Annotated in this window: 23 protein-coding genes; 7 read left to right on the top strand and 16 right to left on the bottom strand. The window is 58.9% G+C overall.

Going from position 1 to position 21894, the window contains the following annotated elements:
* Nucleotides 1–24: 24 nt before the first annotated feature.
* Nucleotides 25–906 (top strand): LysR family transcriptional regulator, encoded by an 882-nt coding sequence (locus tag AU074_RS22815; RefSeq protein ID WP_076016627.1) that lies wholly within the window; start codon nt 25–27, stop codon nt 904–906.
* On the opposite strand, the gene AU074_RS22810 is transcribed toward AU074_RS22815, so the two are convergent.
* The 4 genes from AU074_RS22810 to AU074_RS22795 all read right to left on the bottom strand — a co-directional run bounded on the left by AU074_RS22810 (nt 903) and on the right by AU074_RS22795 (nt 4926).
* A complete protein-coding gene (locus AU074_RS22810) occupies nt 903–1418 on the bottom strand; it encodes a DUF1003 domain-containing protein (RefSeq protein WP_076016626.1) in 516 nt (171 codons plus the stop codon). The genes AU074_RS22815 and AU074_RS22810 overlap by 4 nt on opposite strands.
* An 80-nt stretch (nt 1419–1498) precedes the next feature.
* Nucleotides 1499–2818 (bottom strand): PAS domain-containing methyl-accepting chemotaxis protein, encoded by a 1320-nt coding sequence (locus AU074_RS22805; RefSeq protein ID WP_076016625.1) that lies wholly within the window; start codon nt 2816–2818, stop codon nt 1499–1501.
* A 239-nt stretch (nt 2819–3057) separates the two neighbouring features.
* Nucleotides 3058–4116 carry a diguanylate cyclase gene (locus tag AU074_RS22800; protein WP_076016638.1) on the bottom strand — a complete coding sequence of 353 codons (1059 nt, stop codon included), beginning with the start codon at nt 4114–4116 and terminating at the stop codon, nt 3058–3060.
* 189 nt (nt 4117–4305) lie between these two features.
* Nucleotides 4306–4926: a TetR/AcrR family transcriptional regulator gene (locus tag AU074_RS22795; RefSeq protein WP_076016624.1), complete on the bottom strand. Its 621-nt coding sequence runs from the start codon at nt 4924–4926 to the stop codon at nt 4306–4308.
* A gap of 123 nt (nt 4927–5049) precedes the next feature.
* Here AU074_RS22795 and AU074_RS22790 point away from each other — a divergent pair, with 123 nt between their 5' ends.
* Nucleotides 5050–6108, top strand: coding sequence for an MBL fold metallo-hydrolase (locus AU074_RS22790; protein WP_076016623.1), 1059 nt, complete (start codon nt 5050–5052; stop codon nt 6106–6108).
* A gap of 121 nt (nt 6109–6229) precedes the next feature.
* Here the strand turns inward: AU074_RS22790 and AU074_RS22785 are convergent, their stop codons facing one another.
* Entirely contained in the window at nt 6230–7024 is a 795-nt protein-coding gene (locus tag AU074_RS22785) for an SDR family oxidoreductase (protein WP_076016622.1), read from the bottom strand.
* Nucleotides 7025–7139: 115 nt separating this feature from the next.
* On the opposite strand from AU074_RS22785, the gene AU074_RS22780 reads away from it, so the two are divergent.
* On the top strand, nt 7140–8078 hold the full coding sequence (locus AU074_RS22780) for a GlxA family transcriptional regulator (protein WP_076016621.1): 939 nt from the start codon (nt 7140–7142) through the stop codon (nt 8076–8078).
* A gap of 17 nt (nt 8079–8095) precedes the next feature.
* On the opposite strand, the gene AU074_RS22775 is transcribed toward AU074_RS22780, so the two are convergent.
* Nucleotides 8096–8476 carry a helix-turn-helix transcriptional regulator gene (locus AU074_RS22775; protein ID WP_063027818.1) on the bottom strand — a complete coding sequence of 127 codons (381 nt, stop codon included), beginning with the start codon at nt 8474–8476 and terminating at the stop codon, nt 8096–8098.
* A gap of 104 nt (nt 8477–8580) precedes the next feature.
* Entirely contained in the window at nt 8581–9351 is a 771-nt protein-coding gene (locus AU074_RS22770) for a helix-turn-helix domain-containing protein (RefSeq protein WP_076016620.1), read from the bottom strand.
* Nucleotides 9352–9466: 115 nt separating this feature from the next.
* On the opposite strand from AU074_RS22770, the gene AU074_RS22765 reads away from it, so the two are divergent.
* The 3 genes from AU074_RS22765 to AU074_RS22755 all read left to right on the top strand — a co-directional run bounded on the left by AU074_RS22765 (nt 9467) and on the right by AU074_RS22755 (nt 11415).
* Nucleotides 9467–10273: a sulfite exporter TauE/SafE family protein gene (locus tag AU074_RS22765; RefSeq protein ID WP_076016619.1), complete on the top strand. Its 807-nt coding sequence runs from the start codon at nt 9467–9469 to the stop codon at nt 10271–10273.
* A gap of 77 nt (nt 10274–10350) precedes the next feature.
* Nucleotides 10351–10728, top strand: coding sequence for a hypothetical protein (locus AU074_RS22760; RefSeq protein ID WP_076016618.1), 378 nt, complete (start codon nt 10351–10353; stop codon nt 10726–10728).
* Nucleotides 10729–10758: 30 nt separating this feature from the next.
* The gene (locus AU074_RS22755; RefSeq protein ID WP_076016617.1) at nt 10759–11415 is read left to right on the top strand and encodes a hypothetical protein; all 657 of its coding nucleotides are present in this window, start codon (nt 10759–10761) and stop codon (nt 11413–11415) included.
* A gap of 12 nt (nt 11416–11427) precedes the next feature.
* On the opposite strand, the gene AU074_RS22750 is transcribed toward AU074_RS22755, so the two are convergent.
* The 6 genes from AU074_RS22750 to argH form a co-directional block, all read right to left on the bottom strand.
* The gene (locus AU074_RS22750; RefSeq protein ID WP_076016616.1) at nt 11428–12378 is read right to left on the bottom strand and encodes a hypothetical protein; all 951 of its coding nucleotides are present in this window, start codon (nt 12376–12378) and stop codon (nt 11428–11430) included.
* Between the two features lie 64 nt (nt 12379–12442).
* Nucleotides 12443–13612, bottom strand: coding sequence for an MFS transporter (locus AU074_RS22745; RefSeq protein WP_076016615.1), 1170 nt, complete (start codon nt 13610–13612; stop codon nt 12443–12445).
* A gap of 147 nt (nt 13613–13759) precedes the next feature.
* Entirely contained in the window at nt 13760–14581 is an 822-nt protein-coding gene (locus AU074_RS22740; RefSeq protein ID WP_076016614.1) for an ABC transporter substrate-binding protein, read from the bottom strand.
* Nucleotides 14582–14606: 25 nt separating this feature from the next.
* Entirely contained in the window at nt 14607–15371 is a 765-nt protein-coding gene (locus AU074_RS22735; protein ID WP_003211502.1) for an amino acid ABC transporter ATP-binding protein, read from the bottom strand.
* Between the two features lie 23 nt (nt 15372–15394).
* Nucleotides 15395–16273: an amino acid ABC transporter permease gene (locus tag AU074_RS22730; RefSeq protein WP_063027828.1), complete on the bottom strand. Its 879-nt coding sequence runs from the start codon at nt 16271–16273 to the stop codon at nt 15395–15397.
* Between the two features lie 180 nt (nt 16274–16453).
* Nucleotides 16454–17881 (bottom strand): argininosuccinate lyase, encoded by a 1428-nt coding sequence (argH, locus tag AU074_RS22725; RefSeq protein ID WP_076016613.1) that lies wholly within the window; start codon nt 17879–17881, stop codon nt 16454–16456.
* 262 nt (nt 17882–18143) lie between these two features.
* Between argH and AU074_RS22720 the strand changes: the two genes are divergently transcribed.
* Entirely contained in the window at nt 18144–19103 is a 960-nt protein-coding gene (locus AU074_RS22720; RefSeq protein WP_076016612.1) for a LysR family transcriptional regulator, read from the top strand.
* Nucleotides 19104–19201: 98 nt separating this feature from the next.
* Here the strand turns inward: AU074_RS22720 and AU074_RS22715 are convergent, their stop codons facing one another.
* The 3 genes from AU074_RS22715 to AU074_RS22705 all read right to left on the bottom strand — a co-directional run.
* Nucleotides 19202–19846, bottom strand: a complete 645-nt coding sequence (locus tag AU074_RS22715) for an HAD-IB family hydrolase (protein WP_076016611.1) — start codon at nt 19844–19846, stop codon at nt 19202–19204.
* A 73-nt stretch (nt 19847–19919) separates the two neighbouring features.
* A complete protein-coding gene (locus AU074_RS22710; protein ID WP_076016610.1) occupies nt 19920–20633 on the bottom strand; it encodes an HNH endonuclease signature motif containing protein in 714 nt (237 codons plus the stop codon).
* Nucleotides 20634–20778: 145 nt separating this feature from the next.
* Nucleotides 20779–21894: ribonucleotide-diphosphate reductase subunit beta (locus AU074_RS22705; protein ID WP_143503645.1), on the bottom strand; the 1116-nt coding region annotated here is incomplete at its 5' end.

Below are 21894 nucleotides of genomic sequence, written 5' to 3'. Positions count from 1 at the left end.
CAATCAATATTGGCGTTGGCCCACATGTTCAATGCAGCGACGCACTATCAGATCGATTACTCCGACCTTTCCCTGATCCTCGCGTTGGTGAGAGGCGGCACGCTTGCCCGTGCAGCGGGGTTGCTGCGGGTGGATGTGTCGACGGTGTTTCGCGCGGTGCGGCGGCTGGAGGCGGCGCTGGGCCAGACACTGTTCGAAAAGAGCCGCGCCGGCTACCTGCCCACCACCTTGGCCACCACCCTCGCCGAACAAGCTGAACGTGCCGAACAGGCGCTGGAAGCTGCACGAGTTGGGGTCGAGCAGGGCGGTGAAGTGATCAGCGGCACGGTGCGCCTGACGTGCACGGATTCGGTGTTGCAGTCACTGTTGCTGCCGGCCCTGGCGCACTTCATGCCCGGCTACCCGGCGCTGACCCTGGAGCTGAGCACCTCCAATGACTTTGCCAACCTCAGCCGCCGCGATGCGGATATCGCCTTGCGCCTGACCAAGGCTCCGCCCGAACATCTGGTAGGACGTTGCCTGGGCACGGTGTCGTATCGGGTGTGTGCCAGCGCCGACTATGCCCGCCAGTATGCAGGCAAGGAGCTGGCTGCCCTGAACTGGATCGCGCCGGATGACTTCCTGCCGGATCATCCCACCGTCACCTGGCGGCGCCAGCATTTGCCTGGAGTGATGCCGGCCTACCGCTGCAACAGCATGGTCTCAGTGACCGAACTGGTGCGCGCCGGGCTCGGCGTGGCTGCGTTGCCGGATTACTTGCTGGGCGCAGGCCTGCAACCGTTGAGCCCGCCGCTGGTGGGGCACGACACAGCCCTGTGGCTGCTCACGCGCCCTGATTGCCGGGCGTTGCGCTCGGTGGTGACGTTATTTGATCAGCTGGGCCAGCATGTGCGCTTGCCCCATTAAGTCTTGCGCACGAAGTGCTCGTGCATCTCGGTGGTCAACCCTTCGATGCGTTCGGTCAGTTGCTTGGTCATCTCGGTGAGCTTGGTGTTCTGTTCCAGCAGTTCCATCAATTGCTTGGTGGTCTGCGCCGCCTGGGCCTGGCGTTCGGTGTTGGCCACGGCCAGGGCTTCGCGGTGCTGGGCGTCGGCGTCGGACTGGGCCTTGTCCCGTGCGGCCTGGCGGGTTTGGGCCAGCAGAATCAAAGGCGCGGCATAGGCTGATTGCAGGCTGAACGCCAGGTTCAAGAGAATGAACGGATACACGTCAAAGTGCGTGATACCGGTCACGTTGAGCACGACCCACAAAATCACGATTGCCGTTTGCGCCCCCAGGAACGTCGGCGTGCCAAAGAAGCGCGCGAAGGCTTCGGCTTTCAGCGCAAAAGTGTCGTTGCCAAAGGTCGGCGCGAGATGGGCGTGTTTACGGTGAAAACGCAGATGGTCAACGTTGGCTTCAGGTTTATCCGGGGTCATGGCGGGCTCGAATCCGTGGCGTAAGACAAGCCACCACTATAGACCGAGCCCTTGACCGGGCACATGAAGAAGCCTGTCGCTTACCGGTTGCCCCGTTCATTGGCAAACGCACTGACGGCCTGCACCGCCTCGCTGGCGCCTTCGCGAATCTGCAGGATCACTGTGCCGGCCTGGTTGGCCAGCTCTACGCCCTGGGCGGCGCGGTCGCGGGTGCCGTCCATGCTGTCGATGGCCTGGCGGGTTTCGGTCTGGATCATCTCGATCATCGACGAGATCTCAGCCGTTGAACCGCTGGTGCGCGCCGCCAACTGCCGGACCTCATCGGCCACCACCGCAAAGCCGCGCCCTTGTTCGCCGGCGCGTGCTGCTTCGATGGCAGCGTTCAAGGCCAGCAGGTTGGTCTGGTCGGCAATCCCGCGAATGGTGTTGACGATGGCGGTGATCTGCTGCGAACGCTCGCCCAGCTTGGCGATCAGCGCGGAAGAACCGTCGATGTTGGCGGCAATCTCACGCATGCCCGTGGCGGTCTGCTGGATCACCTCGGCGCCTTTTTCGGCGATGTCCCGGGTTTGCAGCGAGATGTGATAAGCCTGGGTCGCGCTTTGCGCATCGGCGGCGTGTTTCTCCACCATGGCCGTGACGTCGGAGGCGTACTTCACCACCTTGCACAGGCGTCCGCTGGCGTCGTACACCGGGTTGTAGTTGGCTTCCAGCCACAGGACCTGGCCGTTTTTGTCGATGCGCTCGAACTGGCCGTTGAACAGCTCACCCTGGTTCAGCCGTCGCCAGAAATCACTGTAGGCGCTGCTGTTGGCCAGCTCGGGTTTGCAGAACATGCGGTGATGTTTGCCCTGGACTTGAGCCAGGGTATAGCCCATGCGATGCAGGAAATTCTGGTTGGCGCTGATGATGGTGCCGTCGAGGTTGAATTCGATCACCGCCATGGCGCGGTCGATGGCCTGCAACTTGGCGTTGGCTTCGCTCTCGGCCTGCATTTTCGGGGTGACGTCCATGGCGTACTTCACCACTTTCACCACGCTGCCGGACTCGTCACGCACCGGGTTGTAGCTGGCCTCCAGCCAGATCGGCTGGCCGCTGCTGGTGATTCGTTCAAAGGTGCCGGACTGGAACTGGCCGTTGCGCAGTTGCGTCCACAGCTGGGCGTATTCGGCGCTGCGGGCAAAGGCCGAGGTACAGAACAGGCGGTGGGACTGGCCCACGACTTGATCGGCGTTGTAACCCATGGCCTTGAGAAAGTTCTCGTTGGCCCGCAGGACAGTGCCTTGCAGATCGAATTCGATCACCGCCATGGAGCGGTCGATGGCTTCGAGAAGGCTGGCTTGCTGGGCAATGGTGGCGTGCAAGGTACTGATGGTTTTTTTATGGGCGTTGAATAGCATGGTCGTGTGCTCGGGGGAAGCAAGCGTCAGGGGTATCCATGGGGGCGCCTGCCACCGTATGGCTTAAGCCTACGGCAAACGTGCTCATTGCCAGCTTCCTTGTGCTGACAGAGGGGTGGAACAGCGGGTTCTGAGTCGTTATGGGGGCAAGAAGTTCTATAGTCGCCGACCAATGGCGGCATTATGCTATCGCTTGGTGATGGTCGCGTTTAATTCAGACGAGGTGCAGTCGGCGGGATTCAGGCGCTATGGGCGACCACATAGTCGCTGACATTCACCCGGTTACGGCCGGTGTCCTTGGCCGCATACAGCGCGCGGTCCGCCGCGTTGAGCCACATGGCCGCGTCGGTGAAGGCCGGTTGGAACGAAGCCAGGCCGATGCTCAGGCTGACCCGCAGCTCGGGGATTTCCGGATGACGGTAGTTGCTGAACACTTCGCGCATGCGCTCCATGACTTGCGCCGCTTGCTCCAGAGGCATGTCCGGAAGAATCACACAGAATTCGTCGCCGCCGTAACGCCCGGCCAGGTCGTTTTCCCGCAGGTTGCGACGCAGTTCCAGGCTCAGTTGGCGCAGGACCTGGTCACCGATGATGTGCCCGTAGCTGTCGTTGATTTGCTTGAAGTGGTCGATATCGATCAGCGCGATGGTGGCGTGGGCATTTTGTTGCTGGCACTTGTGAAACTTCAGGTGCAGCAGGTCTTTCCACGAGCCGTGATTGAGCAGGCCGGTAAGGCTGTCGGTGCGGCTCAGGGCGCTCAGGGCACGTTTGTGTTCCGACAACTTGATCGCCAGGCGGTAGCAAACCATGCCCAGGGCCATGGGATACAACGTCAGCATCGGCAGGCAAGCGTAGACCTGGACCAGGCTGACGCTGGGATTGAACCTGATTCCGAATAACAGCCATGCCACGCCGATGCCCGCCAGTTGCGCCACGATGCCGTGGAGAAACAGGCGTTTGCCGCCGGCGGCGACGTTGTTCATGGCCATCATCGACAGGATGGTCACGGCGGTAAGGGGCGTGAACTGCGTGGTGGCAGCCCAAAACCCGCCGAGCAGCGAGTCGTAGAGCAGGTTTCGTCGCTCAGCCTTGTAGGGGAAGTCGGAACGGGTCGAGAGTTGGTACGCCAGGTGCGCCCAGCCAAATCCATTGAACAGCAGCAACGCCCAGACCCAGCCTGGCATTTGCAGTGGGTAAAGCGCAGCGATGACGCTGATGCAGCCGATGCCCAAGCCGATGATCCTTGGCTTGTAGATACGTCTGGCAAATGACAGCCCTTTGCCTCGTTGGTTTTCCATAAATTCCTGGGTCGATTCTTTTTTCCGCAGGTACAACGGCACACGTGATCGGGAAAACCACTGGTCGGATAATCCGTGTGAATATTGTCAGTTATTCCCGTGGGAATAATCAGTGTCCTTCTAGGCCATTTGCAAAGGACACACGCCGAATCAGCAAAAAACGACCCTGGATGTCGTTCCTGCAACAGATCAGTGCTGCGGCACGACCTCATAGCCCGCCAGGAACAGGTCGATGGCCGACTCGATGACGTCCGCTTGAGCGGCGGCGTCCAGGGTCGGCTGGCCCAGGGTGATCTGTGGCCAGAAGGCGAAAGCCTTGAGCAGGCTTTGCACTTGGTGGGCGGCGAAGCATGGGTCGGTGCAGCTCAACCGGCCATCTTCCTGAGCGGCGCGCACCCATTGGGTGAACCCTTCTTCGCGCTTGCTCAGGCGGTTGACCATGTCCTGGGCGCGTTCCGGCGAGTGGATGGTGGCGGCAATCGCCACACGGGCCAGATCGAGGAAGTTGGCGTCCGACATCATCTTCATCTTGGCTTGCAGCAACCCGCGCAATTGCTCGCGCAACGGGCGGTCGCTGGCATAGCTGACGTCCAGTTGCGCAACGCTGCTGGCCCACAGTTGATGCAGGATCTCGGCGAACAATTCTTCCTTGCTGGGGAAGTGGTTGTACACCGTGCGCTTGGAAACCCCCGCAGTGGCGGCGATCTTGTCCATGCTGGTGACCTCGAAACCGTTGTCCCGAAACTCGGCGATGGCGGCTGCCACGATGGCTTCGCGTTTACGGTCGGTGAGGCGCTGAGGTGCAGTCATGGGGGATTTCGGCTCTGAAAGGAAAATTACACTCGGTAGTTTACTTGCTACCGGTTTTGTTGCAATCTAGAAACTACACTGTGCAGTGTAACTTTTAGAGCAGTCTGCAGGAGTTCCTCGGTAATGGCCACGATCTCAACCCGTCTCGACAGTTCTTCTTCAGCGCCCAAGTCTTCCGAACAGCAGCAAAGTCACTTCACCAATCAGAAGCCCATCCAGCATGGCGGCTTGGGCAAGACCTTGGGCATCATGTGGAAGATGCTCTTCCAGAAGCCCCGCAGCACGCGGCCGGTGGGTGAGATCCCGGTGCAACCGCTGACCCGTGAGCAACTGTTTGCTGCCCCTGACCACAGCGTATTTCGCCTGGGGCACTCCACGGTGTTGTTGAAAATGCGCGGCAAGTTCTGGCTGACCGACCCGGTGTTTGCCGAGCGCGCATCGCCGTTCAGCTGGGCCGGCCCCAAGCGTTTTCATCAGCCGCCAATCAGCCTTGAGGACCTGCCGCCGATCGAGGCGGTGATTCTTTCCCACAATCACTACGACCACCTGGACCACAAGGCGGTGGTGCAACTGGCGGACAAGACCCGCTATTTCCTCGCGCCCCTGGGTGTGGGCGATACGCTGATCAAGTGGGGCGTGGACGCCAGCAAGGTGCGGCAGCTGGATTGGTGGCAGGGCACTGAAGTCGACGGGATTCGTTTTGTTTCCACGCCGGCCCAGCACTTTTCCGGGCGTGGCCTGTTCGACGGTAACCAGACACTTTGGTGCTCGTGGGTGATGATCGACGGCCCGCGGCGGATCTTCTTCAGCGGCGATACTGGCTATTTCGAGGGCTTCAAGCGCATCGGCGAGCAGTACGGACCCTTTGATCTGACCCTCATGGAAACCGGTGCTTACAACGTCGACTGGCCCCACGTTCACATGCAACCGGAAGAAACCCTGCAGGCGCATATCGACCTGAAGGGCCGCTGGCTGCTGCCGATCCACAACGGTACCTTCGACCTGGCGTTTCACGCATGGCACGAACCGTTCGACCGCATCATGGCGCTGGCGTGGGAGCGTAATGTGTCGATCACCACGCCGGCGATGGGGCAGGTGTTCCTGCTCAATCAACCAGAGCGCGGGCAGGCTTGGTGGCTGGAAGTCGAGCATGCGGGTAACGAGCAACACGTCGGCGGGTGATGGCTATTTAGATGCCATCCCGCCACTGAGTTGCAGGCTGTTTCCGGCCTACGGCCGTCCCGATAACAGGATGCAATCATCCCTCGAAAACCGGTTTACACCGAGCCTGCGCCGGGCCGGATTACTTCAAGCCATAGCGAGCGGCGGGTTCACGGCGCGATAGGTTAGGGCCCAGGGCCAGCCGCGCGCTTTCGTAGGTGTTCCAATCTGCGCTGTCCGGCAGAGACGGGATCGTCACGGCTTCGCCCAAGGCCAGGCCGGCGAGGGCAGCGTCTACCAGGTTTTCCGTGGTCATTACCATGGCTTCCGGCAGGTTGTTTACCGGCAGGCCGGCGATGTCCCAGAACTCCGTGGCGGTGGCGCCCGGCAGTACCACCTGGACCACCACGCCCTTGTCGCTCAGCTCATGCTGCAACGATTCGCTGAAGGCCTGAACGAAGGCCTTGGTGCCGCCATATACCCCGTTCAGCACCTTGGGCGCGAGGGCGACTATCGAGCCAATGTTGATAATCGTGCCGCGGCCCTGGGCGACAAAGTTGGTTGCCGCTGCTTTGGCCAGGCGGGTCAGCGCCAGTACGTTAAGCAGAATCATCGCGTCCATTTTGTCGGCATCCGACTCCAGCAGCGAAGCTGTGGCGCCCACTCCGGCGTTATTCAACAGCAGGCTGATACGGCTGTCGTCCTGCGCGAGCTGGGCAATACGCGCCAAGTCGGCCGGCAGATTGAGATCGGCCGCTATCACTTCAATGTCGCGTTGGGTGCTGGCTTTCAAGCGTGTTGCCAACTGCTCCAGGCGTTGCTGGTTGCGGGCCACCAGAATCAGATCGTAGCCAGCGTTGGCCAAGCGGTCGGCATACACCGCGCCAATTCCTGACGAAGCACCGGTAATCAGGGCATAACCTTTGTGTTGCGACATGGCAGTTGCTCCAAATGGCCGGGGAGGGGATCGGCCTTGTTGGAACCAAGATTATGGGTGTAATGTGGTGGCTGCAATGTCATATATCCCTCTTTTAGAGACATGAGGTTTGGCCATGGTGTCCGTCGGTATCGTGCTGTTTCCCGGTTTCCAGGTGCTGAGCCTGTCCACCAGCAGCGTGTTCGAATTTGCCAACTTCGTGGTCGGACGACCGTTCTACCGCGTGGATTTGCTGTCGGAGCATGGCGGGCCGATCAAAAGCTCCATGGGCTTTGCCATTGATAGCCTGGCATTCGGGCAGCAGGACTACGACACGATCGTGGTGCTGGGGGACAACGAATTACTCGAGCCCACCCCGGGCATGGTGGCGTATCTACAAGCGTCGTTGACGGCGTCGCGCCGGGTTACGTCGGCCTGCACCGGTTCTTTTCACCTGGCAGCGGCCGGGCTGTTGGAAGGGCGCAAGGCAACCACCCACTGGTACCACGCCATGACGTTTCGCCAGCGCTACCCCGACGTAAAGCTGGAAGAAGACCGGATCTTCACCGTCGATGGCCCGCTCTGGACATCTGCCGGGATGACCGCTTGCATCGACCTGGCCCTGGCGTTGGTAGAGCACGACCTGGGCGTGGAGGTGGCCCGCGACGTGGCGAAAAAACTGGTGGTCTACCATCGCCGTGCCGGTGGCCAGTCGCAGTTCTCGGCGTTGCTGGAACTGGACCCAAAGTCAGACCGCGTACAAACCGCCCTGGCCTGGGCCAAAGGGCACTTGCGCGAGGACCTTTCCGTAGAGCAACTAGCCGAAGCGGCACACCTCAGCCCGCGCCAATTCAGCCGACTGTTCCGCGCCGAAACCGGCCAATCCCCGGCCAAGGCGGTGGAACACCTGCGCATTGAAGCCGCGCGCTTGATGCTCGAATCCGGCAGTCACTCAATCGACGTCGTCGCCCGGGAGACAGGCTTCGGTGACCCCGAGCGCATGCGTCGAGCCTTCCTGCGAGCGTTTGGCCAGCCGCCACAGATGATCCGTCGGGCGTTGCAGTTGCAAGCGTGAGTTGATGGCCTTGCGCGCTACGCACCATTGGGCTGAGGTGTTGTTGGGTCAATGGATGCCGCTGTTGAATCCAGAAACCGGGAGATGATCCCTTTGGCAGCCGGTTGTGCCGGAGTGCTGGCGCGGCCCCGCACATTCATCCCCCACCCCGGTGCAAACCCCGGGAAAAACACCAACCCTTCAGCCTCCAGACGAAACGCCACACTCAGGCGGACTTCATCGTCCACATCGGCATGGCTTTCAAAACGTTGAAGGGCGTCCACTTCCACATCCGCTTCCCGGGCCAGGTCTTCCCGGCTCCAGCCCAGCATCAGGCGGGCCTGAACACTGTGCCGTGGGGTGAATTGATGAAGGACGATCTGCTGTTCTACGGTGTTGCTCATTGCCAGAGAGGACATGGGCTTTCTCCAGGTTCGACGGGGGAAGGCAAACTATACTGTGTTTTTGTACAGTTGTTTCTACCGCTCATCAACTGGATTTTTTCGAGAGGGTCGCCGCTGCTCTATTTCGCTCCTTCCAGGTAAGTGCTCGGCGACTGGCCAAGCACTCGCCGGAACATGCTGGAAAATGCCGCCGGGTTTTCATAGCCCAGGTCCAGGGCGATCCGGGTGATGGTTTCGCCGCTGGCCAGGCGTGCCAGGGCCTGCACCACGCAGGCTCGTTGGCGCCATTGCACGAAACTCAAGCCGGTTTGTTGGCGAAAGTGCCGGCTGAAGGTGCGCAGGCTCAGGTGCGATTGTTCGGCCCATTGAAGCGGCGACTGGTGCACGTCCGGCCGCTGCAGAAACGCCAGGCACAGGGCGAGCAGGCGTGGGTCCTCCGGCAGCGGGATATGCAGGGGCAAGTGCGTGGCGCGGGCGAGTTCATGCAACAGCAGGCTGACCAGCGTACCGTCGCGGCCGGCCTCGTCGTATTCCAGCGGCATCTCCACCGCCTCCATCAGCAACTGGCGCATCAGTGGTGAAACGCTGATGACGTGGCAGTTGGCACCCAAGTCGGTGACCACGTGTGGTTCGATATACAGGCTGCGCGTCGATACACCGAGCATCAGCACTTCATGGGGCACCTGGGCGGGAATCCACACCGCACGCTGGGGCGGCACAACCCAATTGCCTTCCTGAGTGCTGACTTGCATCACCCCGGTGGCGCCATACAACAACTGCCCGCGCCGATGGCTGTGGCGCTTGAGCAGATAGCCGTGGGGATAGTCGGTGCCGATTGCCACGACCGTTCGGGGTGTCAGGTCCAGTTGAGCGATGGAAGCGTTGCGCATGGAACTGATTCCGGAAGTGGCAATATCTCGCCTATTATTGGCCGACTTGCGCAAGCGGGCCAAGCGTTGAATCTCTATCGTCGACAGCTCTCCCTGATGCCAAAGGCGATACTTGATGTTCTATCTACTACTGGCGCTGTTCGGCTGCATGACCGGCGTGACGGCGGTGCTGTTCGGATTCGGCGGCGGGTTTGTGGTGGTGCCGTTGCTGTACGGCATGCTCAAGCTCAGCCACGACGCGGGCGTGAGTGAGTCGGCGATGCATATCGCGGTCGCCACCTCCACCTGCGTGATGATCGTCAATGCGCTGCTCGCCACCGGAAAACACCGTCGCAAAGGTAATCTGATTCGCCATTACCTGTGGCCGTTGGGCGGATACATCGGGATCGGCGCCGTGCTGGGCGCAGGGGCTGCAATGTTCGCCAGCGGCGATTTCATGCGTTATGCCTTTATCGCCTACCTGGCGGTTACCATCGTCGATTGCCTGCTGCGCAGGGGCTTTCTCAGCCAGGACGACACACTCCAGCCGCGACGCCTGAGCGGCGCGGAAGTAACGGGCGGCGGCATCGCCATTGGCCTGATCGCCACCTTCTTGGGCGTGGGCGGCAGCGTGATGACCGTGCCACTGTTGCGCCGTTGCGGCTTGAGCATGTCCCAGTCCACGTCCATGGCTAACCCGTTGAGCGTGCCGGTCGCGCTGGCCGGTACGTTTACCTACATGCTCATGGCAGGATTCGCCAAGGTGGAATTGGGTGCGTGGTTTGTCGGCTATATCGACTTGCTGGCGTTTGCCATCCTCACCGTGGGTTCGCTGCTGGGTATTCGCCTGGCGGCACCGTGGATCGGCCGCATCCCGGATGCACTGCATGCGCGGGTGTATATCGGGTTGTTGGGCGTGGTGATGGTGAGCATGCTGGTCTGACGCAAGTGGATTTTGCGTTCTTTCAGTCGCGGGCTAGGGTTACTTCTCTGTTCAAAAGAAAGTGATGGGGGAATGTGATGTCCATTTGCGAAAGCGATTGGAAGAAGTTCAAAGTCCTCAGGGCGTTGGCGCTTGAGCGCTTTCACCTAGGCGTACTGGCTGATGCAAAGACCATCAGCGAGCGCGAAACGCTGTCTGCCGAGGCTCGGTACAGGACGCTGTATCGCCTCACCCGGGATCGCGATAACGATGTCGTCCGCACGTTTAATCTCTACAGTCGTTCGAGAGCCTGGGAGAGCCTTGCACAAATGATCAGCCTTGATTTATTGAGTGATTCAGAGTTGTCGGTATTAAGCGAAGAAACATTGAGTGCTATCAGCTACGCGGTCAGGCAGCGTTATGAAATCGAGTGGGTTGCTGAACACGTATCAGACGACCGAGAATCTTGTCTTTAACTTCAGTAAAAATGTTCAGGAAATACCTTGATGCTAAGTTTTAATTGTACTCAGGCGGCTGCCGATTTCTTTAGCCGGGTTCGCAAAGGCAAAAAAATTTCCCCGGTTCAAAAAACGTCGCCAGAGGAGAGGCAGGGCGATGACCTGTACGCCGACTCTCATGAGTGGCTGGTCCATGCCGCGACGGTGCAACGTAAACATGTGCTGTTGGCGATACATCTGAAAACCCGCTACTGCATGCTGTTTTTTGATATGAAAAAGGCCGACGCCGATAGCTTTGTGTACACCTTTATTAATCGCTGGATGAGTGGTGTTGTGGATCTTGCCTTAAAGTCTGATGTTTTGGATTTGGTTGATCCGTCGGTGCCTGGGCAGCAATTCGTCAGCTTGGTCGAGTCGTACTGCCTGCAGCAGCGGGGTGATCGGAGTGCGCAGACTCAAATCAACGAAATATTGCGAAATTTTGAGATGGACGCAGAAGGCGTGGATCTTGCCGCAGCGTCTTGGAGCGCTCTGCATTACGACGCTCGAATCAACCATACGCCTCGAAGCTTGAAAGATGTGAAGGGACTTCATTGGCCGGATGAGGAAATGCTGATTCATTGGTTGGTCACGGTAGGCGGCTTGGACCCTGCTGGCGCCGCACTTGCCCGTGAAAAGTACCGTCTATTCAGACGAAGGGCCTGAACTGGAGTCGCATCACCGTTCTTCCAACCCCGGCGCCTCGCGAATAATCAGGTGATCCAGGTTCTCGATATTGGCACTGAACACCCCGAACGTCTGCTCGGGGTTTTTCTTGCTCGGCACCTGTCTCAGCTCCGGCGTCACCCCGTAGAAGAAGCAATACAGCGCTCGATCACTGTCCACCGCGGCTTTGATCTGCTCCAGGAACGCCTTGCGCTTGCGGTAGTTCTCGATCAGTTTTTTGCTCAAGTAAACGTTGATGGAATAGGGCTTCTTGTCGAGCCAGGCCTTCTTTTCGAAGTCGATGCGAAAGCTGCTGGTGTAGTCCTTGATCTCTTTGATCTTGCCCCAGTAGATCAGGCCTTTGTTGTCTTGCAGGTATTCGATCTTCTTGAAAAACGTCCAGTAGGTCGCGGTGTGATCGCGGATCTTCAAGGGCATGCTTTTGAGCTTGTCTTTGTCGCCGATATTCGACACGTAGCATTCCACCGGGTGGGCAAAGACGCTGGTCTTGTCCGGGGTGGTGTCGCTTGAGCTGTGAGACAAGGCGTTTCGGGTTGCCGGCGTTTTCGGTGATTCTTGTGGGGTGTCGCCCTCGGCGCCGATGATCGGTGTCTTGCGTTCGTACTGGCGTCGCGTCAGCACTAATTCCGACGGGAAATTTTCCTCCGGCCCATCCTCTGCTTCACCTTTTCCGGCATGGCGGCTGGCGTAACGGCAACCTTCGATATGCCGGGTACTGGGGATGTTCTTGAAGTGGGGCGTGCGCAGGTAGTTGACGTTTTTCGCGTTGAACGTGCCCAACACATTGCCCGCCGCAAACGCCGCCCGGCATTCATCGTTGGGGCACAGGAAACTGTCCTTGTCGGAATCGAAGGCGGCTGTTTCGTCGAAATTCAGGTCGCGCACGTCATAGATCGACAGCTTGTCGTCGAGACTCAGGCTGTAGGCCGTGTCGAATTTCATAGGGCTCGGGTCCGTGAGAGATTTCGCTATTAATAGCGGGATATTGCGCAAATATCAGTAGAAATTACGCACGGACCACCACACGCCGGCCACTCAGGAAACACAAGGTGCCACCCACCGCCGTCAGCCCGCTGAGTACATAGAACATCGAGGCGGGCGATGCATTGATCAGCAGGTAGCCGCAGATCACCGGGCTCAGTGCCCCGCCAAATGCCGCCAGGTTTTGTGCGCCGTAATAACTGCCGCGCAGGGCGTCCGGGGCGATGGTGTCGATAAACAGGAACTCGGAGGGGTAGATGATCATCTCCCCGAGGGTGAACACAAACATCGCGATACACCACGACACCAGGCCGTCCGCCATGCTGAAGCCGATCAAACCGGCAATAAACAGCGAGGTGCCAAGCACGATCCAGTAGCGCAGTTGTTCGCGCTTGAGGAAGCGGCCGATCTGGTACTGCATCAGGATCACCGTGATGGCGTTGCACGCCAGCACGGCGGAGAGAATTTTCAGCGCGTTCTCCGGCTTGTAGGCCACCAGCAGGAACTGCGACAGATACAGGGTGTAGCGCCCGTGGACAATGGTGCTCAACAGGCTGCCGCTGGTAAACAGGATCAAGGTGCGATCACTGCGCAGCGTCCTCAGGGTGCTGAGAAAACTTAAGGGTTTATTGCTTTCGTCGCGCTGGGTCGGCGGGATGCCGATCATCAGGAACAGGCTGCCAAAGGCAATCGCACTGGCGATCAGGAACGGTGCCAGGGGCATCTGGCCGGCAATCACCACGCCGAGCATTGGGCCGGTGGCGTAGCCGACATTGGTCAGGGTGTAGCGCAGGGAAAACACCTTGGCCCGCTGGCCCACCGGCAGGTTCTCGCTGATGATCGCCTTGGAGCCGATCAGGAACAGCGCCGAAGCGGCTTCGGTGATCACCAGCGTCAGGGTGGTCAGGTACAGGTTGCTGGCAAAGGTCAGCAACAGAAAACCGATGGAGCTGGAGAGCATCGCCAGGATCAGCAGCTTGCGCTTTTCCAGACGGTCGATGATGTAACCACCGTAGAGGCCCAGCAGCGTGGCGATGAACACAGCGATGCCCATCAGCAAGCCGATGTCTTGCTGGTTGAGGCCCAGGCGGGTGCTGAGCAACAGCGCGAGCAACGGGCTGGTCATGGCGCGGCTGACGACGATGGTCACCGAGCAGATCATCAGGCGGCGGATTACCAGGGAGTACGTGGCCACGGTGGGGCGGATGTCCTTATTCTTTTTTCAAGGCGATGAAGATCAAGTGTGGGAGCGGGCTTGCTCGCGAATGCGGTGTGTCAGTGCCAAATGTACTGGCTGATCCACCGCATTCGCGAGCAAGCCCGCTCCCACATTTAGATCGAGTTACTGGCCGGCATTGATGCTGATTTTTTCCACCGCACCTTGCTCCAGATCCCACTTCTTCAAAATCTTGCCGTACGTCCCATCGTCAATCATGCCCTGCAACGCCTCACTGATGGCCGTGACCAACTCGGTATTGCTCTTCTCAATCCCCAACCCCGTGAACTGCTTGGAAATCGCCAGACCCACCGGCTTGTACTTACCCTTGTCCAGCGCCATCAGGTAAGGAATGGTTTCACTGCCCTGCATCGCGGCATCCAGACGGTTCTGCTGCAACTGCGCCCGCGCATCCGCCGAACCCTCGGTGCCAATCACCACGATGGCTGGCTTACCGGCCTTTTCGCAGTTTTCCTTGCTCCACGCGGTAATTTCCGACGGCCAGGTCGTACGTCGGCTGGTGCCGACTTTTTTACCGCACAGGTCAGTCAATTCCTTGAGCTCTTCACGCTTGGCCAGGGTGTACAACTGCGGGCCGCTGGTGAAGTAATCGATGAAGGTCACCGACTTCTGACGCTCGGCGGTGTCGCTCATGCCCGACAGGACAATGTCCACACGCTTGGTGGTCAGGCCGCTGAGCATCTGTTCGAAGCCGGTTTCCTGCCACTTGATCTTCACCCCCAGGCGCTCGACCAGGGCGTTGCCCAGGTCAAAGTCCAGGCCGGTGAGTTTGTTGGTGGCGGTGTCCTTGAAATCCATCGGCGGGTAGTTCGGCACGATGGCCGCGCTGATCTCACCCTTGTCCTTGATCGCTGCCGGCAATGCCGCCAAAACCGAAGTGGAGGCCATCAGGCCTACGAGCAAACTTGGAAGAAACAGATTTTTCATGGGGGCGTTCTCGTTAGTTTTTTAATTAAGTGCGAACGGCAGAAATAAAGCTTTGGGTACGCGGGTTTTGTGGGCTTATTAGAATTTCTTCAGGGCTGCCGGCTTCCACAATCTGGCCGGCATCCATAAACACCATGCGGTTGGACACTTCGCGGGCGAAGCCCAATTCATGGGTGACCACAATCATGGTCATGCCGGTGGTGGCCAAATCGCGCATCACCGACAGCACTTCTCCTACCAGCTCCGGGTCGAGGGCTGACGTGGGTTCGTCAAACAACATCAGCTTGGGCCGCATCGCCAACGCACGGGCAATTGCCACACGCTGTTGCTGGCCGCCGGACAATTCCACCGGGTAGGCATTGCGCTTGTCTGCCAGGCCAACCCGGGCCAGCAACTCCAGCGCGTCCTCGGTGGCTTCCTTGGGTGAGCGCTTGAGCACCTGGCACGGGCCTTCGATGATGTTCTGCAACACGGTCATGTGCGGGAACAGGTTGAAGCGCTGAAACACCATGCCGGTGGCCAGGCGCTGACGAGCGATCTGTGATTCATTCAACTCATGCAGCTTGTTGCCGACGACCCGGTAACCCACCAGCTCGCCGTCGACCCACAGGCCGCCCTTGTCGATTTTTTCCAGCTGATTGACGCAGCGCAGCAGGGTACTTTTTCCGGAACCGGACGGGCCGATGATGCACAGCACTTCGCCTTGTTCGACTTCCAGGTTGATGTCCTGCAACGCGTGATACTGGTCGTAATACTTGTTCAGGTTCACGGCCTTGACGATGCTTCTCATGGGCAAATCTCCTCAGTCAGGGCTTACGAACGCTTGCCGGCGCCGCGGGCAAAACGACGCTCGAGGCGGCTCTGACCGAATGAAAGAACAGTCACCACCGCCAGGTACCAGATGCCGGCAACAATCAGCAGCTCCATGACCCGGGCGTTGGCGTAGTAGATGTTTTGCGCGTTGTGCAGCAGCTCCGAGTACTGGATCACACTCGCCAGGCTGGTCATTTTCACCATGCTGATGAACTCGTTGCCTACAGGCGGAATGATCACCCGCATCGCCTGGGGCAGAATCACCCTACGCAGCGCCTGAAGGCTCGGCATGCCGATCGACTTGGCGGCTTCGTACTGGCCGGTGTCCACCGACAACAGGCCGGCGCGCACCACTTCAGCGGTGTAGGCGCCCTGGTTGATACTCAGGCCGAGGAGGGCGGCCACGAACGGCGTCATCAGGTCCACGGTGTCGATGCTGAACAGCCCGGGAATCGCGATCACCGGGAAAATCAGCGCCAGGTTGAACCACAACAGCAGTTGCAGAATCAGCGGCGTGCCCCGGAACAGCCAGGTGTAGGTGATGGCCACGTAACGCAGGATCGGGTTGGCCGACATGCGCATGATCGCGGTGATCACCCCGATCACCACCCCCAGCGCCATGGCCAGGATCGACATGATGATGGTGTTCACCAGGCCCCAGATGATCGCCTCGGACGTGAGGAACTGACCGATGTAGGACCATTCGATTTGACCGTTGGCGAATGCCCGCAACAGGGCGGCGAGTGCGACCACGATCAAGGTGGCGAACACCATGCGACCGTAATAGCGACGGGGCACATGCTCGTACTTCGTGATGTCGAACTGGTTCTCGGTCTGCTGGCGCTCCGCTTGCAAGCGCTCTGCCGGGGTTTGTTTCATGGTGACTCTCCAAAACAACTGAATACACTGATCGTTCCCATGCTCTGCGTGGGAACGATCTTTAACCCTGTAGGAGCGAGCTTGCTCGCGATGGTCGTGAACGATAACGCTGGAAACCTGACACCCAGCGGCGTTCTTGAGTTTTTCGCGAGCAAGCTCGCTCCTACAAGTGAAGCTGTCTCAAATCCGAAAACCGGTGTAACTCTGTGCCCACTCTTGCTGCACAGCCAACGCAGTCTTCAACCGCCCAATCTGCTCCCGTACCCGCTCCGGCGCCGTACCACCCCAACCACTGCGCGCCGCAATCGCTGCTTCCAGGGTCAGGCACTCACGTACTTCCGGCGTCAGCCGCGTATCCACCTCCGCCAACAACGCCGGCGAGGCTTCCCACAATTCAATCTCATGCTTCTCACAGGCCTGCACCAACGCGCCGGTAATCTCATGGGCCTCCTTGAACGGCACACCACGAGTGGCCAACCAATCCGCCACCTCAGTCGCCAGGGTGAAACCCATCGGCGCCTGACGCCGCAGCTCTTCCACCTGCACCTTCATCGTCGCGACCATCCCTGCCATCGCCGGCAGCACCAGCAGCAAGGTATCCACGCTGTCCAACACGCTGTGCTTGTCTTCACTCAAATCGCGGTTGTACGACAGCGGCAAGGATTTAAGCGTGGACATCAACCCGGTCAGGTTGCCAATCAAGCGCCCAGCTTTACCCCGCGCCAATTCGGCAATGTCCGGGTTCTTCTTCTGCGGCATGATCGAGCTACCGGTGGCGTAGGCATCGTCCAGCTGCACCCAGCGAAACTGCCGCGACGACCACAGGCAAAACTCCTCCGACAGCCGTGAAATATTCACCCCGAGCATGCCCGCCACAAACAGAAATTCCGCCACGTGGTCACGACTGGCTACAGCATCGATAGAGTTTTCGCACGGCCCGGTGTAACCCATCTCCTTGGCCGAATGCTCCGGCTGGCGAGCAATTGCCGAACCCGCCATCGCCGCAGCACCCAACGGCGACAACGCCGTACGCGCGTCCCAATCCACCAAGCGCTGCACATCCCGCAGCATCGATTGCGCATGAGCCAACAAGTGATGGGCGAACACAATCGGCTGCGCCTGCTGCAAGTGGGTGAAACCCGGGCAGATGCTCTCGATATGCTGCTCGGCCTGGTCCACCAGCGCCTGCTGCAAACTCAACACCTCGGTGGTGATGGTGCGCGCGTGGTCCCGCAGGAACAGGCGCAAATCGTTGGCCGTCTGGTCATTGCGCGAACGCCCGGCGCGCAACTTGCCGCCCAGGGCGCCCAAACGCTCGGTCAACACCCGCTCGATGAAGGTGTGCACATCCTCGTCATCCAGCGTCGGGTGCAGGCGGCCAGCGGCAAAGTCCTCACCAATCCGGTCCAGTGCTTCCAGGGTGCGCAAGGTTTCCGACTCATCCAGCAACCCGGCACGCTGCAACTCACGGGCATGGGCTCGGGAGCCGGCCAGGTCGTAGGGCGTCAGGCGAAAATAGCGCTCAGGGCAACGGGACAGCGCCGCCAAAGCAGCAGACGGGCCGGACTTGAAGCGAGCACCCCAGAGGCGATCGGTGGGCTGAGACATGGTGTTCCTCACGCTTGTTTTTAGAAGTGACAAGCCCGATGGACGTGGCTTGGCCTTATGGATTCGGAGGGCAGTAGCAAAACGAAAAGTCCTGATCGAAGTGTCAGGTTTTTATGGGCGTTAAATCAGCCGGTAAAAGCCGTTCAACCCGCTATATTCAAGGTTGCCAAGGGCGGTTAAGTATGTTCATTATTGCCGCCCGGCGATGTTCATGGAGTAGGTCAAAGCCTGTTGAAGATGGCACTTGAGGTCAACACGTATTATGGAAACCCCACTTTCCAATTCTGGAAACATACCGCCAAAACCCGGCACAAGACCGCCCCTGCAACTCAGCGGCCTGGACTTCAAATTGCTGCGGGTGTTCAAGGCTGTGGTCGAAGCCGGCGGCTTCAGCGCGGCGCAGAATGAGCTGAACGTGGGCCTGGCGGCAATCAGCAAGCAGATTTCCGACCTGGAAATTCGCATCGGCATGCGCCTGTGTACGCGGGGGCGGGAAGGGTTTGGCCTGACCGAAGAAGGCAAATTAGTCTATCAAGCGTCCATTGAGTTATTTGCCTCGGTAGACAGTTTCAGAGACAAGCTTAGTTCGGCACAGAACGAACTGATCGGCGACCTTAGTGTGGGCGTTATTGATAACACCGTCTCTGACGTTAATTCGCCGCTGATTAAAGCGCTGGGAAAATTACATACAGAATCGCCAAAAATAAGATTACGCCTACATGCCTCGCAACTGGACGAAGTTGAACGGGGCGTGGTGGAAGGGCGGCTGATTGTCGGCATCGTCCCGGTGTACCAGCGGCGGGAAGAATTCGATTATTTCCCGCTATACGAAGAAAAGTCCCATGCGTACTGCGCGGTCGGGCATCCGCTGTTTGAAGCGAGGGACATCAACGCAGATGTCTTGCGCCAGCACGAAGTGGTCAACCATCGTTACGCGATCCACAGCGACAAGGCCAACTTCGTCAGCTACGACAGCCAGTCCGCCTCGGCCTCACAGGTAGAAGCCGTCGCCATCCTAGTCCTCACGGGCCGCTTCCTGGGCTTCCTCCCGGAACACTACGCCGCGCCGCTGGTGAGGGAAGGGCGCCTGCGCGTGTTATGCCCGGAACAGATCCACCTGAGCACACCGTTCAACCTCATCCTGCGCCACAACGCCCCGCGCAGCCCGCTGGTCAAAGCCTTCGCAACGGCACTAGGCGTGGATCTCAAAGCGCCAATCTAGCCCTAAGGATGTACAGAGATCACCTGTGGGAGCTGTCGAGCCCCAGCGAGGCTGCGATGGGATCACCTCGGTCTACCCGCAGACCCCATCCACCCACATCACCGCTGCAACCTGGCCCGCTTCTTCTTCGCATGAAAATGCCGAAAATGCGCATCCTGCGCCGCCGCCAACAACTCCCGATCCCCGCGCGTATCGCCCCAGGCCCTGAGCCGATACTCCCCCAAATCCCCATAAACCGCCTCAAGCCGAAGCACCTTATTCTCACACCGGCAATTATTCCCCGTGAGCTTGCCCGTCAACACCCCGTCAACCACCTCAAGCTCAGTGCCGATCAACCTGATCCCAAGCCGATCCGCAAACGGCTGCAACACCAACGCCGGCGACGCCGAACACAACGTCACCACCGCCCCGGACTTCAACTCATCGGCCACCGATTGCAGCCCGGTTGGCCGCATCAGCTTGTTCCAATAGGCCTGGCAATACGCTTCAGCCTTCTGCTGAACCCACGCCTTGTCCACGCCGGTCATAAAGGTGCGGATCAACTGCGCCTTGAGCTCATCACGGCTGATGACGCGCAACACAAACTGCGCGCCAGGCACCGCCAGCTTCACCATCCTGCGCATGAACTCGCCTTTACCAAAGGCGAACTTCAGGAACGGCACGAAACTGTCGTGATGGGTCAGGGTGCCGTCGAAGTCAAAGACGGAGAGTACTTTGGCATCCAAGGGGCCGGATTCGAGCATGTCTGGGTTCACGGGCGGGTCTCGGTCCTATCTACTGTTTTTTGGAAGGTGCATCTGCTGTGACAGCAGGAGTTTACTCCGGTATCAATCTGTTGATTTTGGAGTAAAGCCCTTTGGTGAAAACATCCCGGTCACTCGACCGGTGACAACGCTGATGGCAATTGGGGCACAAGGCTACAGCATTGGTAACGCGATCCGAACCCTTCTGGGCGAGGTGCTTGACGTGATGTACTTCAAGAAATGGCTCGCCGTCATCACCTATGAACGGTGCCGGCTTATCGCAACCCTCGCAAATACCACTTGCTAGCCGTCGAACCTGCTTTCGTACATGGAGCGCGCGTGCAAAGGAAATGCTGACAGTAAATAGTTGCCGTGGATTAAGAATGCCCTGCGGCTCTATTTGAAGTAGGGGCTTCGAGACACTGGGGCGTCTTCCAGGTAGCGGTTTATCTGCCGTAGCGATATCAATCTCTGGATAGAGGCCTATTTTCGAAACCAATACTTTGCGAATACGCTCATTCACTCTGGCTCCGACATTTTTTGCAGGCCTGTATCCAGTGATACACCGCAGGCCCATTAGCTCGATTACGGCTGATATGTTTTGCATGCGGTACTCGACAGACGAAGCGCTACGCAGCCTCAGTGGCCCCTCGCGTAGCAGTCGATTTTCGACCGATTTGTTGAAGGCTTTTCCGTTCTGTTCAAGCGCCCACATTCTCAAATAAGCGTCGACTGAGGCTTCAAGCTCGTCGTCACTCCAGCCAGTCTTAGCTTTTTTCGTATCCATACAGCCGCCGAAGGTAGAAAACCCTCGGACGATACTGAGTGGCCACTAGCACGTCCACGAAATTTCCTACGCGACTGTAGGATTTGGCACTCTGCAAATACAAAAAAGCCCTGAACAAGTCAGGGCTTTTTAGTTGGCTCAGGAATTAATCCCAGCTCAACGCCCCACCAGTCTGATACTCGATCACACGAGTCTCAAAGAAATTCTTCTCTTTCTTCAAGTCCATGATCTCGCTCATCCACGGGAACGGGTTAGTCGTCCCTGGATACTCTTCCTTCAACCCAATCTGCGACAGACGACGGTTCGCGATGAACTTGAGGTAGTCCTCCATCATCGCCGCATTCATGCCCAATACGCCGCGTGGCATGGTGTCGCGAGCGTATTCAATCTCCAGCTGAGTCCCTTGCAGGATCATCTGGGTCGCTTCTTCCTTCATCTCGGCATCCCACAAGTGTGGGTTTTCGATTTTGATCTGGTTGATCACATCGATACCGAAGTTCAGGTGCATCGATTCATCCCGCAGGATGTATTGGAACTGCTCGGCCACGCCGGTCATTTTGTTGCGACGGCCCATGGACAGGATCTGGGTGAAGCCGCAGTAGAAGAAGATGCCTTCCAGTACGCAGTAGTACGCCACCAGGTTACGCAGCAGCTCTTTGTCGGTCTCGACGGTACCGGTTTCGAACTTCGGATCGGAGATCGAACGGGTGTACTTCAAGCCCCAAGCCGCTTTCTTCGCAACCGATGGAATCTCGTGGTACATGTTGAAGATCTCACCTTCATCCATGGCCAGCGATTCGATGCAGTACTGATAGGCGTGGGTGTGGATCGCTTCTTCGAAGGCCTGGCGCAGTATGTACTGGCGGCACTCCGGGTTGGTGATCAAGCGGTATACGGCCAGTACCAGGTTGTTGGCAACCAGGGAGTCGGCGGTGGAGAAGAAGCCGAGGTTGCGCATCACGATGCGGCGTTCGTCGTCGGTCAGGCCTTCTGGGGTTTTCCACAGCGCGATGTCGGCGGTCATGTTGACCTCTTGCGGCATCCAGTGGTTGGCGCAGCCGTCGAGGTATTTCTGCCAGGCCCAGTCGTACTTGAAAGGCACGAGTTGGTTGAGGTCGGCGCGGCAGTTGATCATGCGCTTTTCGTCAACGGCGACGCGGGCAGCGGAGCCTTCCAGCTCGGCGAGGCCTTCGGCGACGTCGAGTTTGTCGAGGGCGGCCTTGGCGCGCACGATGGCGGCGGAGTCATTGGCGGTGACGGC

The organism is Pseudomonas sp. ATCC PTA-122608 (genome assembly GCF_001952855.1).
In the GTDB taxonomy this organism is placed as follows: domain Bacteria; phylum Pseudomonadota; class Gammaproteobacteria; order Pseudomonadales; family Pseudomonadaceae; genus Aquipseudomonas.
Note: the sequence above shows the minus strand (reverse complement) of the source record. Positions and strands in the feature narration are given on the sequence as shown.